Raw genomic sequence first — 13,863 nt, forward strand, 5'->3', positions numbered from 1 at the left:
CCTGCATGCAGAATGCCTGTATTTTCCATAGGGTCAGATTGAAGAAGACCCCTCGATGAATCCCGAGAAGCTCGAACTGCTGGTCACCCGCGAAATGCCCTTTGGCAAATACAAGGGCCGGATCATCGCCGACCTGCCCGGCCCCTACCTGAACTGGTTCGCCCGCGAGGGTTTTCCTCACGGTGAGCTGGGCGGTTTACTGGCACTGATGCAGGAAATCGACCACAACGGCTTGTCCGACTTGCTGGACCCGCTACGGGCCAAACACGGCAAGCCCAAGCCCCGCCACTGAACGATGCCCAAGAGCGAATCACCCATGCCCGACAACACCCTACGTGCCCGTGATGAAGCTTTCTGGCAAACCTTTGCTGACCGCTACGATGTCCAGCCCGGCCCGATCAATCTGGAAAACGGTTACTTCGGGCGCATGTCGCGCACGGTCATCGACGAATACCAACGCAACATCGAGTTGATCAACCGCAGCAACTCGGTGTACGTGCGCCAGCGCTTCGAGCAGATCGACAGCGTCAGGATCCGCGAGCAATTGGCCGATCTGCTGAAGGTGCCGGCCGAGGCTGTCGCCTTCACTCGCTGTGCGTCGGACGGCCTGCAATCGCTGATTCGCAACTACAACGGCCTGCAGCCGGGCGATCAGGTGCTGCTGTGTGATCTGGACTACGACACGGTCAAGGGCGCCATGCGCTGGTTGGGCCAGCACCGTGGCGTCGAAGTGATCGAAATCCAGCACGACCATCCCGCCAGCTTCGACAGCCTGCTGGCGAGTTATCGCGCCGCCTTCGAACAGCATCCGCGTCTCAAACTGATGGCGCTGACTCACGTCACCCACCGCACCGGTTTGGTGATGCCGGTCCAGGCAATTGCCGCGCTGGCTCGCGAGTACGGGGTCGAGGTGATCCTGGATGGCGCCCACGCCTTGGGGCAGATCGAATTCAACCTGCAAGACCTGGGCATTGTGTTTGCCGGCTGTAACCTGCACAAATGGATCGGCGCGCCGCTGACCCTGGGCTTTATCTACATTGCCCCCGAACGCCTGGCCGAGATTGATCCGGACATGGGCGAGCTCCACTTCCCGGTCACCGACATCCGCTCGCGCACGCCCTACAGCACCCAGAACATCCCGGCCCTGCTGACCTTGCCGCTGGTGCTGGAAGAACATTGGGCAATGGGCGGAGCGGCAGCCAAGGGCGCGCGTCTCAACTACTTGCGCAACCTTTGGGTCAGCGCCGTGCGCAATGTGCCAGGTATTGAGGTCACGACCCCGGACGATCCGCGCCTGTACTGCGCAATCACCTCCATGCGCTTCACCCGGCATGCCAATCAGCAGACCATGGTCGATCGCCTGCTCAGCGACTACAACCTGTTCACCGTGACCCGCAGTGGCGCGGCCTGTGGTCCGTGCATTCGGATTACTCCGGGGCTGACCAGCACTGCACAGGACATGCAGCGCGTGGCACAGGCGTTGATCGAACTGAGCTGAGCGGACTTTTCTTCAGGCAAAAAAAAGGCGCACCGACCAAGTGCGCCGAAAAGCCGTAGAACACACAACGAAGTGTCTGGTGAAGCAATCAGTCGAGCAGTGCCAGCGCCTCGGCGGTGCACTCCTGGATACGCGCCCAGTCGCCGTTCTTGATCCACTCCGGATCGAGCATCCAGCTACCACCGACGCACATCACGTTTTTCAACGCCATATAGCTCTTGATGTTGGCCGGGCCGACGCCGCCAGTCGGGCAGAATTTCACTTCGCCGAACGGGCCGCCCAGCGCCTTGATCGCCGCCACGCCGCCACTGACTTCGGCCGGGAACAACTTGAAGCGGCGATAGCCCAAGGCATAACCCTCCATGATCCCGGAAGCGTTGCTGATACCTGGCAACAGTGGGATCGGGCTGGCAACGCTGGCCTCCAGCAGCTCACGGGTGATACCCGGCGTCACGATAAATTGCGAACCGGCAGCTTCGGCGGCTGCCAGGGTGGTGCGATCAAGCACCGTACCGGCACCGGTCATCAACTCCGGGCGCTGCTCGCGCAGGATCTGGATCGCCTTGAGGCCGTGCTCCGAACGCAGGGTCACTTCCAGCGCCGTCAGGCCACCGGCAGCCAGGGCATCCGCCAGCGGCAGAACGTCCTGCTCGCGGGCAATGGTAATCACCGGCAGAATCCGCGCCTTGGCGCAAAGGCTGTCAATCAGGGCAACTTTGTCCGCCATGGAAACGGTCGGGGATGGGTTTTTCATAGCGGCTGATCCTTGGCTCATGGGCACCAGTAAATCTCTAACGTGGGTTGCAGAAATGCACGAATCGGCATGGCGGCGACATCGTCACCGGACAGTGCAGCCTTCAGGGTGGTCAGCTTGGACTGACCGGAAATCGACAATGCGGTGTACCGTGCCGAAGCCAGCAACGCGCGACTCATGGTCAGGCGCTGATGCGGTACGGTTGGCGCCAGCATCGGCCAGCAACGGCGGCTGCCATCGGCCTGCAAGGCTTGCGCGAGGTTCGGGCTGTTGGGGAATAGCGACGCGGTATGGCCGTCGTCGCCCATGCCGAGAATCAGCACATCAATCCTCGGCAGTTCCGCCAGCAGGCGGTCAGCCTGTTCAGCGGCCTGTTCGAGGTTGGCGCTGGCGCTGTACAGGCTGAGGAACTGCGCACTGGCCGCAGGCCCCTGCAACAGGTAGCGCTTGAGCAGGCCGGCGTTGCTGTCGGCGTGCTCGACCGGGACCCAGCGTTCGTCAGCCAGGCTGACCACCACCTTCGACCACTCCAGCTTCTGCTTGGCCAGATGCTGGAAAAACGCCACCGGGCTGCGTCCGCCGGACACCACCAGGGTCGCACTGCCCTGGGTATCGATCGCGTCGCTCAGTTGTTTGGCAACGGCCAGGGCCAGTCCTTCAGCCAACAGCACCGGGCTTTTGTACGCATGTGCGCTGACGCCTTGCGGCAGCTGCAATTCAGATATCGCCATACCACGACCTCCCATCCCGCGTGATCAGTGCAATGGAGCTCATCGGCCCCCAGGACCCGGCTGCGTACGGCTTGGGCGCATCACCGGATTTTTTCCAGCCGGCGATCAACTGGTCGCACCACTTCCACGCGGCTTCGATTTCATCTTTACGGACAAACAGGTTCTGATTGCCGTGCATCACTTCCAGCAACAGCCGCTCATAGGCATCGGGAATCCGTGCGCTGCGATAGGTGTCGGAGAAATTCAGTTGCAGCGGTCCGCTGCGCAGTTGCATGCCCTTGTCCAGGCCCTGCTCCTTGGTCATCACGCGCAAGGAAATACCTTCGTCCGGCTGCAGGCGGATGATCAGTTTGTTGCTGATCTGCAAGCGCTGCTCGGGGGCAAAGATGTAGTGCGACGGTTCCTTGAAATGGATGACGATCTGCGACAGCTTGTCCGGCATGCGTTTGCCGGTACGCAGGTAAAACGGCACGCCAGCCCAGCGCCAGTTGCGGATGTCGGCGCGCAGGGCGACGAAAGTTTCGGTGTCACTCTGGGTGTTGGAGTTTTCTTCTTCCAGATAACCCGGGACCGGCTTGCCAGCGCTGTAGCCGGCGATGTACTGGCCGCGTACCACTTGGGTGGTCAGGCCTTCCGGACTGATCGGCGCCAGGGCCTTGAGCACCTTGACCTTTTCGTCGCGGATGCTGTCAGCCGAGAGGTCCGCAGGCGGGTCCATGGCGATCAGGCAGAGCAGCTGCAACAGGTGGTTCTGGATCATGTCGCGAAGCTGCCCGGCCTTGTCGAAATAGCCCCAGCGCCCTTCGATCCCGACTTTTTCGGCGACAGTAATTTCCACATGGGAAATGTAATTCTGGTTCCACTGGGTCTCGAACAGGCTGTTGGCGAAACGCAGGGCGATCAGGTTCTGCACCGTCTCCTTGCCCAGGTAGTGGTCGATGCGATAGGTGCGGTTCTCCGGGAAGAAACGCGCCACGGCGTCGTTGACCTTGCGCGAGGATTCCAGGTCCGAACCAATGGGCTTTTCCAGCACCACCCGAGTGTTCTCGGCCAGGCCAACCTGCGCGAGGTTCTCGCAGATCGCGCCGTACACCGCTGCCGGTGTGGCGAAGTAGGCAATCATGCGCTGCGTGGTCCCGGCCAGTTCAGCCAGGGCCAGGTAATCGTCAGCCTTGAGGAAGTCGACGTGCAGGTACGTCAGGCGCGCCAGAAACCGCTCGACCACCCCCTCATCGATATCCTTGGGTTCGACAAAGCGCCGCAGTTCACGGGCGATGAACGCCAGATGATCCTCGGCGCTGCCCGGCTCACGGGCCAGTGCGATAATACGCGTGTCTTCATGCAGCAGATCGGCGCCATCCAGTTGGTACAAGGCAGGAAACAGCTTGCGCAACGCCAGATCGCCAAGGGCGCCGAACAGGGAAAAAGTGCACGGTTCAACCGTAATCGAGGGCATGATGTTTGTTCTTTTATCAAGTTAAGCTACAAATACCTTTTTTCAAGGCATCGCTCAAGGAAAAATGTAGTAATAACCACAACATTTTTCCAAAATACAGATTCCGAGTGGTGGTCAGTCGGGGCCATCAGTAGGATAGGCCACCGTTATGGGACCACTCAAAGTCTCAATTGGCCTAGCCAAGCCCCTATTTGCAACGCTGAACCAAGGAAATTTATATGGACCGCGTGCGAAATTTACTGGAACAGATCCAGAATCGCCTTGAGGACCTGAACAAGGCCGAACGCAAGGTCGCCGAAGTGATCCTGCTCAACCCACAGCAGGCCACCCGCTTCAGTATCGCCGCCCTCGCCCAGGCCGCATCGGTCAGCGAACCGACGGTCAACCGTTTCTGCCGCTCGTTCGGTGTCAGCGGCTACCCGGAACTCAAACTGCAACTGGCCCAGAGTCTGGCCAGCGGTGCCGCCTACGTCAGTCGCGCGGTGGAGGCCGATGACAATCCGCAGGCCTACACCCAGAAAATCTTTGGCAGCGCCATTGCATCCCTGGACAGCGCCTGCCAGGCCCTGGACCCGAACCTGATCAGCCGTGCCGTGGACTTGTTGATCCAGGCCCGGCAGATCCACTTCTTCGGCCTCGGCGCCTCAGCCCCGGTGGCTTTGGATGCCCAGCACAAGTTCTTCCGTTTCAACTTGGCCGTCACGGCCCATGCCGACGTGCTGATGCAACGAATGATTGCCTCGGTGGCCCATACCGGGGAGTTGTTCGTGATCATTTCCTACACCGGCCGTACTCGCGAACTGGTGGAAGTGGCGCGGATCGCCCGGGAGAACGGCGCCTCGGTGCTCGGCCTGACCGCCGAGAACTCGCCACTGGCCAAGGCCAGTACCCTGAGCCTGAACATCCCGCTGCCGGAAGACACCGACATCTACATGCCGATGACCTCGCGGATCATTCAGTTGACCGTGCTCGACGTGCTCGCCACCGGCATGACCTTGCGTCGCGGTGTCGACTTCCAGCCGCACCTGCGCAAGATCAAGGAAAGCCTGAATGCCAGCCGGTATCCGGTGGGGGATGAGTTCAATTAATCCAGGCTTTGGGCTGACTGGTCCGGCCCCTTCGCGACGGTGCGACGACTCGACAGGCTCGCTCCCACATTATTTTGTGTTCAACGCAAATCCCCTGTGGGAGCGGGCTTGCCCGCGATGAAGCCGGCAGCCACCCAACAAATCCCTGAACTACCCCCCCACCCGCGCCTGCAAACTCAAATGCGCCCGCTCTCCAGGCTTCAGGCACAGACTGTCGGTGCCGCCACTCGCCGCTTCGACACAGACGAATTCCGACACCTCATTCCAGCTCACCCCCAGCAGCGGCCGTGAGCCGGGATGCCAGACCACTGTGTCAGCCGTATCGCCGGTATCGATGTACAACGCCCGATCCCAGGCATGGTCCTTGAGCTGTAATTCGCCGTCATGCTGGAACACCCGCTGGCAACCGCCATCAACGCGCAACTCGCCCTCTTGCTGGCAATTTTCGCGCTTGAGCTGGTCGTAACCCTGAGCGCCTTCGAGCCCAGACAGCGCTACCTCACCGACATCACCAATACGCCAGTAAGCGTGCAAAGCATGGCTCAACTGGCACGGCAGGCTGTCCTGGTGCTCGGTGCTCAGGCGCAGGTCCATGCGCTCGCCCAGATGGGCATGCAGGTCCACCTGCCAGTCGCACAGCTGCAACTGCCAGTGCAGGCGCACACCCTCATCGTCGCTATGGCTGTTGATCAGTTTCCAGTCGAGCAGCCGCGCCCAGCCATGGGACGGCCAGGCATTTTCGCTGGGGTGACGGCCGTACCACGGCCAGCACACCGGCACGCCACCGCGAATGGCGCCAACCTGCGGCCACTTGGCCGCGCACCACAGCCAAGGCTTGTGCCCCGCCGGCTGAAAATGCAGCAGCTGCGCGCCCTGGCGGCTGAACACCGCTTGGCACAGCGGATGGTCGATCACCAGCACGTCGCGCTTCTGATAGCGCTCCCAGGCGAACACCGGGCGCTCGCGCATGGATTTGAAGAAACGTTGCAGCGGATGCTCTGGCATGTGCCAAGGTCCCGAATTCATTGTTGTCGTTGCGAGCTCATGTCCGGCACAAAAAAAAGCGGACAGCCACGGCCGTCCGCAAAAAATGCGCACATTGAGAGGAGCTTATCGCAACCGCGTCAGAACACCGACTGAATTTTCAGACCAGCGACCAGCGCGTTGTCGACTTCATCCACACCACCTGGATGAGTGATGTATTGCAGGTTGGGGCGCACGGTCAGCCAGTTGGTGACGTGGATGCCGTAGTTCAGCTCGTAGTTGTACTCGGTGCTGCGCAGCGGCGCGAACAACGGGTCGTTGTAGTTGCTGACACCGTTGGCGTCATTGGTCAGTTCGGCGTTTTTCTTCACATCATCGTTGACGTGGATCCGCGCGAAACCGATGCCAATGTCATCCTTTGGACGCGCATCGAACGGGCCTTTGTAGACGAACATCAACGACTGGTAGTTGTCCACGACGTTGGTGTCCTTGTCGTGGAAGGTCGCGTTGGCCGCGACGTTCAAGCCGCGCGAGGCATCGCCGTTGTGGCTGGTGAGTTGCTGCTGGGCAACGAACCAGTAGCCGTGCTTGCTGTTGTGTACGCGGTAGCCGTCGCCGGTGGTCGCGGCATCCTGGCCGTTGTCGTCTTCGCGCACGTCGTTGGCATCAGCGGTGCTCTTGTAGTAACCGACGCGGTATTCGCCTGGCAGGTTGTTGACCTTCGGCGACCAGACCAACTCCACCGGCAACACCGTGCCTGCAGTGCCACTGCCGCTCAGTTTGAAGCCGTTGCCGTGCTCGAGCTGGGACGGGTTCTGGTTGTACGCGCCGATCTGCGCATAGAACTCCGGCGTGATGTTGTACTTCACGCGAATGGCCGCCTGGCTGACCGGCCAGTTGTACCAGATGTTGGTCGCCCAGTTACCCACCTGGGAGCCGCAGAACGCCAGGTTCTGGAACTCGCAGGGGAAGGTGTTGAAGTCTTCGCCTTCGCCGAAGTAACCGGCCTTGACGTCCAGGGTGTTGTCGAGGAACTGATGCTGGATCCACAACTGGGTCAGGCGGACCATATGGCCGCGACCGTAGACTTCCTGAGACGAACTGAGGGTCCCGGCGCGCGGGTCGCCGATACGGTCGTTGGAGATGTTTTCGCCGTTACGGTTGGTCAGCTGGATTTTGGCCTGGGTGTTGTCCCACCCAAACAGCTTCTCCAGGTCCAGCGCCGCGCCCAGGCCGAACTGGTCGGCATAACGCGCGGTCTTGTCGTCGTTGTAGCCGCCATGCAGGTTGCCACCGACTTCACCGACATAGTCCATCTTGATGTCGATGCCTTGCTCGATCAGCTTGGTGCGCTCGCCGCCCCAGTCGCCGGTCATCCACTTCGAGTCGGCGCTGAAGGCGTCATCGGCCATCGCATTGCCGGCGAGCACCAGGGCTGCGGCGGCGGTGACCTGGCAGATCAAACGGGCGTTGTTCTTCGATTTCATCCCTACTTCCTCGTTTATTGTTATTGGATTGCGTAGCCCCTTGTAGGAACGAGCGCCCGCTTGCGGCTTGCTCGCGAAGGTGTGTCAGCTGCATTGATGTCGACTGACACACCATCGCGAGCAGGCTCGCTCCTACAGTTGTTGAAGATTTTCAGCGGCCTTTGAATTGGGTGACGTTGGCGGCTCGGGTTTCGGTTTGTGACACGCCGGCAACTCCCAATCGCTCCCCCGTCTTGGCATCGAACAGCAGCACCTTGGCCGGATCGAACTGCAGGGTCAGGGTCTCGCCCACCTGCGGAGCAACGTCTGGCGCAAGGCGGCAGCAGACTTTGGTGTCGTTCAAGTTGACGAACACCAGGGTGTCCGGACCGGTCGGTTCAGTGACCTGGACTTCGGCACGGATGCTCGGCAGGCCATTGGCTTCGGCGCTGGCCAGGACGATCTGCTCCGGACGCATGCCGAGGATCACTTCGCGGTCTTCCAGGCCGGCGTCCTGCATGCCCAGCGGCAGCTCGCAACGCGCCTGACCACTGTCCAGTAGCGCCAGCAGACGACCGTCCTTGCGCTGCAGACGAAGGGGGATGAAGTTCATCGGCGGCGAACCGATGAAGCTCGCCACGAACAGGTTGGCCGGGTCGTTGTAGATCTGTTTCGGCGTACCGAACTGCTGGATGATGCCGTCCTTCATCACCGCAACTTTGTCACCAAGGGTCATGGCCTCGATCTGGTCGTGGGTTACGTAGACAGTGGTGGTCTTCAGGCGCTGGTGCATCAGCTTCATTTCGGTGCGCATCTCGACCCGCAGCTTGGCGTCGAGGTTGGACAGCGGCTCGTCGAACAGATAAATCTTCGGCCGCCGCGCCAGTGCCCGGCCCATCGCCACGCGTTGCTGTTGGCCACCGGACAACTGGCCCGGCTTGCGGCTGAGCAGGTGTTCGATCTGCAGCAGCTTGGACACCCGCGCCACTTCCGCATCGATCTCGGCGGCGGGCATCTTGCGGATCTTCAAGCCGAAGGCAATGTTCTCGCGCACGCTCATGGTCGGGTACAGCGCATAGGACTGGAACACCATGGCGATGTCACGATCCTTGGGGCTCATGCCGCTGATGTCGGCGTCGTCCACCAGGATCGCCCCGCCACTGATGTTCTCGAGACCGGCGATGCAGTTCATCAGGGTCGATTTGCCGCACCCGGACGGGCCGACCAGGATCAGGAACTCACCGTCGTCGATCTTCAGCTCGATGTTTTTCAGGGTGTCCGGCAAGCCGGCGCCGTAGGTTTTGTTGACGTTACGTAATTCGAGAGTTGCCATGTTTCACCCCTTGACCGCGCCGGCCGTGAGCCCACGCAGGAAATACTTGCCAGCGAATATGTAGACCAGCAGTGTCGGCAGCCCGGCGATCATCGCGGCGGCCATATCAACGTTGTATTCCTTGGCCCCGGTGCTGGTGTTGACCAGGTTGTTCAGGGCCACGGTGATCGGTTGCGCATCGCCACTGGCGAACACCACGCCAAACAGGAAGTCGTTCCAGATCTGGGTGAATTGCCAGATCAGGCAGACCATCACGATCGGAATCGACATCGGCAGCAGGATCTTGCCGAAGATGGTGAAGAAGCCCGCGCCGTCCAGGCGTGCCGCCTTGACCAGGGCATCGGGGATGCTCACGTAGTAGTTGCGGAAGAACAGCGTGGTGAACGCCAGACCGTAGACGATGTGCACCAGCACCAGCCCGGTGGTGGTGTTGGCCAGGCCGAGTTTGCCGATGGTGAACGAGGCTGGCAGCAGCACGGTCTGGAACGGCAGGAAACAGCCGAACAACAGCAGGCCGAAAAACAGCTGCGAACCACGGAAGCGCCACATCGACAGTACGTAACCGTTCATGGCGCCGATCAGGGTCGAGATCAGCACCGCTGGCACGGTGATTTTCACCGAGTTCCAGAAGTAGCCGCCGACCACGTCCCATGCCTTGATCCAGCCGATGCCGTCGATCACGGTGGGCCAACTCAGGAGGTTGCCGGTACGGATATCTTCCGGCGACTTGAAGCTGGTCAGAAGCATCACCACCAGCGGCACCAGATACACCGCCGCCGCCAGCAGCAACGTGGCATAGATGGCAATGCGACTGAAGTTCAGGGTTGGTTTTGCCAGCGAGTTACTCATGACGCTTGCCCCGCAATTCGGAGTACAGGTACGGCACCAGAATCGCCAGGATCGCGCCGAGCATCATCATTGCGCTGGCCGAACCGATGCCCATCTGGCCACGGCTGAAGGTGAACGAATACATGAACATCGCCGGCAGGTCGGAGGAGTAGCCTGGGCCACCGGCGGTCATCGCCGCCACCAGGTCGAAGCTCTTGATCGCGATGTGCGCGAGGATCATGAAGGCGCTGAAGAACACCGGGCGCAGGCTCGGCAGGACGATCTTCAGGTAGATGGTCGGCAGGCTCGCACCGTCGACCTGGGCAGCACGGATGATCGATTGATCGACGCCACGCAGGCCGGCCAGGAACATCGCCATGACAAACCCCGAGGCTTGCCACACGGCGGCGATCACCAGGCAATAGACCACGCGATCCTGATCCACCAGCCAATCCAGGCGAAAGCCTTCCCAGCCCCAGTCGCGCAGCATCTTGTCCAGGCCCAGGCCGGGATTGAGCAGCCATTTCCAGGCGGTACCGGTGACGATCATCGACAGCGCCATCGGGTACAGATAGATGGTGCGGATGAAGCCTTCCTTGCGAATGCGCTGGTCCAGCAGCACCGCGAGGAATACGCCGAGCAGCAGGCTGATGCCGATGAACATGCCGCCAAAGAGCGCGAGGTTCTTGCTCGCGACCCACCAGCGATCGTTGTCCATCAGGCGCATGTATTGCTGCAGGCCGACCCACTTGTAGCTCGGCATGAAGCTGGAGTTGGTGAAGGACAGGACGAATGTCCAGATGATGTAACCGTAGAAGCCAACCAGAACGATCAGCATGCTCGGCGCCAAAACCAGTTTCGGCAGCCAGCGTTGCAGTGCGTCGAACGGTGAGGCTTTGCTGAGAACCGCCACAGAGCTCATCGGGATAATCCAGGGTAAAAATTGAAGAGTCACCTGTAGGAGCGAGCCTGCTCGCGATAGCGGTGTATCAGTCGACATTTACATTGAATGTCAGTCGGCTATCGCGAGCAGGCTCGCTCCTACAGGGGGGGGGGCTCGGTGTCAGGGATTACTGGGCCGCTTTGACCGCCGACGCCAGTTGCGCGCTGGCCTTGGCCGGGTCGGCATCCTTGTCGTTCATGAAGTTGGTCACGACGTCAAAGATCGCGCCCTGCACGGCCAGCGAAGTGGCCATGTTGTGCGCCATGCTTGGCTGCAGGCCGCCGGACTTGTCATCGGCCAGGAAGTCCTTGGCCGAGGCCTGGGCGCAAGCGTCGAAGCCCAGTGCATCCATCTCGTTGAGCATGTCGGTGCGCACCGGGATCGAACCCTTGTTCATGCTGAAGACTTTCTGGAAGTCCTTGCCCAGGGCGACCTTGGCCAGGTCCTGCTGGGCGGCGATATCGCCTTTGCGATCCGCTTTCAACTTGAACACCGCCAGCGAATCGATGTTGTAGGTGAAGGCTTTTTCAGTGCCGGGGAATGGCACGCACTGGTAGTCCTTGCCAGCGACTTTGTGCGCGGCGGTCCACTCACTCTTCGCCCAGTCACCCATCATCTGCATGCCGGCCTTGCCGTTGATCACGTCAGCGGCGGCGATGTTCCAGTCACGCCCGGCACGATTGGGGTCCATGTAGCCGGTGAGTTTTTTCAGCTCGGTGAACGACTTGACCATCTCCGGGCCGGAGAGGGTTTTCTGATCGAGGTCGACCAGGGCTTTCTTGTAGCCGTCGGCGCCCATCACCGACAGCACCACGTCTTCAAACACGGTGCTGTCCTGCCATGGCTGGCCACCGTGGGCCAGGGGGATAAAGCCGGCGGCCTTGAGCTTGTCGGCGGCGGCGTAAAATTCTTCGAGGGTAGTCGGGGCCTTGTCGATCCCGGCCTTCTTGAATACTTCGGGGTTGATCCACAGCCAGTTGACCCGGTGAATGTTCACCGGCACGGCGACATAGTCACCTTCGAACTTGACGGTGTCGGAGACCTTTTTCGACAGCAGGCCATCCCAGTTTTCCGCCTTGGCCACGTCTTTCAGGGCGTCGGTGCTGAGCAGGCCAGTGCTACCCCATTCCTGAATGTCCGGGCCTTTGATCTGCGCCACGCCAGGTGGGTTACCGGCTACCGCACGGCTCTTGAGCACGGTCATGGCCGTTGCACCGCCACCACCGGCAACAGCGCCGTCCTTCCAGGTAAAGCCGTCTTTTTCGACCTGTGCCTTGAGCACATCCACCGCTGCTTTTTCACCGCCGGAGGTCCACCAATGCACGACTTCCACGGAACCTTTCGGGTCAGCGGCCAGGGCGTTGAGGGGGAACAGTGAGGCGAGAGAAATGACAGTGGCGAGGCGAGAAATCGCATTCATCTGAAGTACCTTTCTTGTTGTTATGCATGCAAGTCTGGTGCTTGCGCTGCAAACGAGTTTAAACAGGCTGATCCGTGGCGCAGGTAACGAAGCGACGGGGAAATGTCACAACATGGTTACACAACCCTTGAGTCAGAGCCTTGGGCCAATGCCGTGGCGAGGCTCGGTGCCAACGGCAAACGTGGGATCAGCACGGCCTGCCAGGCGTGATACAGGTCTGGCTTGCCGCCCCAGATCTGGCTGCTCGGGCGGTTCTGCACATCGAGTTCGTGGTGCCAGCTGCCGTCGACGCGGTCGATCAGGTGACGCTCGCTGTAGTCCCATAAACGCCGATACCAGGTGGCGTATTCGCCTTCCCCGGTGCGCTGCAGCAAGGCGCTGGCCGCGGCACTGGCCTCGCAGTGCACCCAATGCAGGCGCTGGCGCACCAGTGGACGCTGCTGCCAGTCGAGGGTGTAGACCAGGCCCGGCGCGCCATCGACTTGCCAGGCGTACCGGCAGTTATTGGCAAATAGCTGTCGGGCATCGCTGAGTAGCCAGTCGGGGGTGACCAGCCCGGCCCGAACCCGCGCGGCTTCCAGGTGCAACAACAGCCGCGCCCACTCGAAACCATGACCCGGCGTCGTGCCGAACGGGCGAAAACCGTCGGCCGGGTTGGCCTGGTTGTAGTCACGCAGCGGTCGCCAGTGCCGATCGAAATGTTCGATAACCAGGTGCTCATTGGCCGCGCCATGCTGGTGAATCACTCGCTCGACAATCCGCAGCGCACGCTCAAGCCAACGACTGTCGCCAGTGACGTCGGCCAAGGCGAGGAAGGCTTCGGTGGCGTGCATGTTGCTGTTGGCACCGCGATAGGCTTCTTCGACGCTCCAGTCGCGGTTGAAGGACTCGCGCAACGCGCCCTCCTCCTCGCTCCAGAAATACCTGTCGATGATGTCAATTGCCTCGCTGAGCAAGGCCTGAGCGCCTGGCCGCCGGGCGACGACCGCAGAACTCGCCGCCAGCGCGACAAAGGCGTGCAAGTAGGCGGCCTTGTCGCTGTCACCCGCGTCGGGCGAGGCGAACCAGCCACCGAAATCGGCGTCGCGCAGCGGCCCCATGAGCGCGTCGATACCGTGATCCACCAGATGGGCAAATCCCGGCAAACCCTGGATGTGGGCCAGGGCGAAGCTGTGGGTCATGCGTGCGGTGTTCATGGTCTGGGCCGTGGCATCGGCAGGGAGCCGGCCCTTCTGATCGAGGCTGCCAAAGCCTGCGGGCAGGCGTGAGGCCTTGGCAAACGTCAGCAGGCGCAGGCCCTCATCGGCCAGCCATTGGTGATGGGCGGGAACGGGATTCATGGCGTACCTTTCTTGTTGTTAT

The 13,863-nt window shown here is 61.1% G+C and carries 13 protein-coding genes; 3 read left to right on the plus strand and 10 right to left on the minus strand.

What is annotated here, in order from left to right:
- Positions 1 to 55: 55 nt before the first annotated feature.
- Both KW062_RS22800 and KW062_RS22805 read left to right on the plus strand, forming a co-directional pair.
- The gene (locus KW062_RS22800; protein ID WP_027619874.1) at positions 56 to 292 is read left to right on the plus strand and encodes a DUF3820 family protein; all 237 of its coding nucleotides are present in this window, start codon (positions 56 to 58) and stop codon (positions 290 to 292) included.
- A gap of 24 nt (positions 293 to 316) precedes the next feature.
- Positions 317 to 1,498, plus strand: a complete 1,182-nt coding sequence (locus tag KW062_RS22805; RefSeq protein ID WP_105753860.1) for an aminotransferase class V-fold PLP-dependent enzyme — start codon at positions 317 to 319, stop codon at positions 1,496 to 1,498.
- Positions 1,499 to 1,586: 88 nt separating this feature from the next.
- Here KW062_RS22805 and KW062_RS22810 read toward each other — a convergent pair whose 3' ends face one another.
- The 3 genes from KW062_RS22810 to zwf are packed head-to-tail and all read right to left on the minus strand — an operon-like array spanning position 1,587 to position 4,439.
- Positions 1,587 to 2,252, minus strand: coding sequence for a bifunctional 4-hydroxy-2-oxoglutarate aldolase/2-dehydro-3-deoxy-phosphogluconate aldolase (locus KW062_RS22810; RefSeq protein ID WP_027619872.1), 666 nt, complete (start codon positions 2,250 to 2,252; stop codon positions 1,587 to 1,589).
- A 17-nt stretch (positions 2,253 to 2,269) separates the two neighbouring features.
- Positions 2,270 to 2,983: a 6-phosphogluconolactonase gene (pgl, locus tag KW062_RS22815; protein ID WP_027619871.1), complete on the minus strand. Its 714-nt coding sequence runs from the start codon at positions 2,981 to 2,983 to the stop codon at positions 2,270 to 2,272.
- On the minus strand, positions 2,970 to 4,439 hold the full coding sequence (gene zwf / locus KW062_RS22820; protein WP_027619870.1) for a glucose-6-phosphate dehydrogenase: 1,470 nt from the start codon (positions 4,437 to 4,439) through the stop codon (positions 2,970 to 2,972). The genes pgl and zwf overlap by 14 nt, the downstream gene beginning before the upstream one ends.
- A 227-nt stretch (positions 4,440 to 4,666) precedes the next feature.
- On the opposite strand from zwf, the gene KW062_RS22825 reads away from it, so the two are divergent.
- A complete protein-coding gene (locus KW062_RS22825) occupies positions 4,667 to 5,527 on the plus strand; it encodes a MurR/RpiR family transcriptional regulator (protein WP_177327272.1) in 861 nt (286 codons plus the stop codon).
- A gap of 150 nt (positions 5,528 to 5,677) precedes the next feature.
- On the opposite strand, the gene KW062_RS22830 is transcribed toward KW062_RS22825, so the two are convergent.
- The 7 genes from KW062_RS22830 to KW062_RS22860 form a co-directional block, all read right to left on the minus strand.
- Positions 5,678 to 6,532: a D-hexose-6-phosphate mutarotase gene (locus KW062_RS22830; protein WP_105753861.1), complete on the minus strand. Its 855-nt coding sequence runs from the start codon at positions 6,530 to 6,532 to the stop codon at positions 5,678 to 5,680.
- Positions 6,533 to 6,651: 119 nt separating this feature from the next.
- Complete coding sequence (locus KW062_RS22835) at positions 6,652 to 7,998, minus strand: carbohydrate porin (protein ID WP_105753862.1); 1,347 nt, start codon at positions 7,996 to 7,998, stop codon at positions 6,652 to 6,654.
- Between the two features lie 151 nt (positions 7,999 to 8,149).
- Positions 8,150 to 9,310 carry an ABC transporter ATP-binding protein gene (locus KW062_RS22840; protein ID WP_027619866.1) on the minus strand — a complete coding sequence of 387 codons (1,161 nt, stop codon included), beginning with the start codon at positions 9,308 to 9,310 and terminating at the stop codon, positions 8,150 to 8,152.
- Between the two features lie 3 nt (positions 9,311 to 9,313).
- Positions 9,314 to 10,159, minus strand: a complete 846-nt coding sequence (locus KW062_RS22845) for a carbohydrate ABC transporter permease (RefSeq protein WP_027619865.1) — start codon at positions 10,157 to 10,159, stop codon at positions 9,314 to 9,316.
- The gene (locus KW062_RS22850) at positions 10,152 to 11,060 is read right to left on the minus strand and encodes a carbohydrate ABC transporter permease (RefSeq protein WP_027619864.1); all 909 of its coding nucleotides are present in this window, start codon (positions 11,058 to 11,060) and stop codon (positions 10,152 to 10,154) included. The genes KW062_RS22845 and KW062_RS22850 overlap by 8 nt, the downstream gene beginning before the upstream one ends.
- 148 nt (positions 11,061 to 11,208) lie before the next feature.
- On the minus strand, positions 11,209 to 12,501 hold the full coding sequence (locus KW062_RS22855) for an ABC transporter substrate-binding protein (protein WP_027619863.1): 1,293 nt from the start codon (positions 12,499 to 12,501) through the stop codon (positions 11,209 to 11,211).
- A gap of 116 nt (positions 12,502 to 12,617) precedes the next feature.
- Positions 12,618 to 13,841, minus strand: a complete 1,224-nt coding sequence (locus tag KW062_RS22860) for a D-mannose isomerase (RefSeq protein WP_105753863.1) — start codon at positions 13,839 to 13,841, stop codon at positions 12,618 to 12,620.
- Between the last annotated feature and the right edge of the window lie 22 nt (positions 13,842 to 13,863).

Source organism: Pseudomonas fluorescens, assembly GCF_019212185.1.
Classification (GTDB): domain Bacteria; phylum Pseudomonadota; class Gammaproteobacteria; order Pseudomonadales; family Pseudomonadaceae; genus Aquipseudomonas.

Bases quoted from the DNA above. Each gene is read 5' to 3' on its own strand.
- KW062_RS22800 (WP_027619874.1), top strand. From the start codon at position 56: ATGAATCCCGAGAAGCTCGAACTGCTGGTCACCCGCGAAATGCCCTTT.
- KW062_RS22805 (WP_105753860.1), top strand. From the start codon at position 317: ATGCCCGACAACACCCTACGTGCCCGTGATGAAGCTTTCTGGCAAACC.
- KW062_RS22810 (WP_027619872.1), bottom strand. From the start codon at position 2,252: ATGAAAAACCCATCCCCGACCGTTTCCATGGCGGACAAAGTTGCCCTG.
- pgl (WP_027619871.1), bottom strand. From the start codon at position 2,983: ATGGCGATATCTGAATTGCAGCTGCCGCAAGGCGTCAGCGCACATGCG.
- zwf (WP_027619870.1), bottom strand. From the start codon at position 4,439: ATGCCCTCGATTACGGTTGAACCGTGCACTTTTTCCCTGTTCGGCGCC.
- KW062_RS22830 (WP_105753861.1), bottom strand. From the start codon at position 6,532: ATGCCAGAGCATCCGCTGCAACGTTTCTTCAAATCCATGCGCGAGCGC.
- KW062_RS22835 (WP_105753862.1), bottom strand. From the start codon at position 7,998: ATGAAATCGAAGAACAACGCCCGTTTGATCTGCCAGGTCACCGCCGCC.
- KW062_RS22840 (WP_027619866.1), bottom strand. From the start codon at position 9,310: ATGGCAACTCTCGAATTACGTAACGTCAACAAAACCTACGGCGCCGGC.
- KW062_RS22845 (WP_027619865.1), bottom strand. From the start codon at position 10,159: ATGAGTAACTCGCTGGCAAAACCAACCCTGAACTTCAGTCGCATTGCC.
- KW062_RS22850 (WP_027619864.1), bottom strand. From the start codon at position 11,060: ATGAGCTCTGTGGCGGTTCTCAGCAAAGCCTCACCGTTCGACGCACTG.
- KW062_RS22855 (WP_027619863.1), bottom strand. From the start codon at position 12,501: ATGAATGCGATTTCTCGCCTCGCCACTGTCATTTCTCTCGCCTCACTG.
- KW062_RS22860 (WP_105753863.1), bottom strand. From the start codon at position 13,841: ATGAATCCCGTTCCCGCCCATCACCAATGGCTGGCCGATGAGGGCCTG.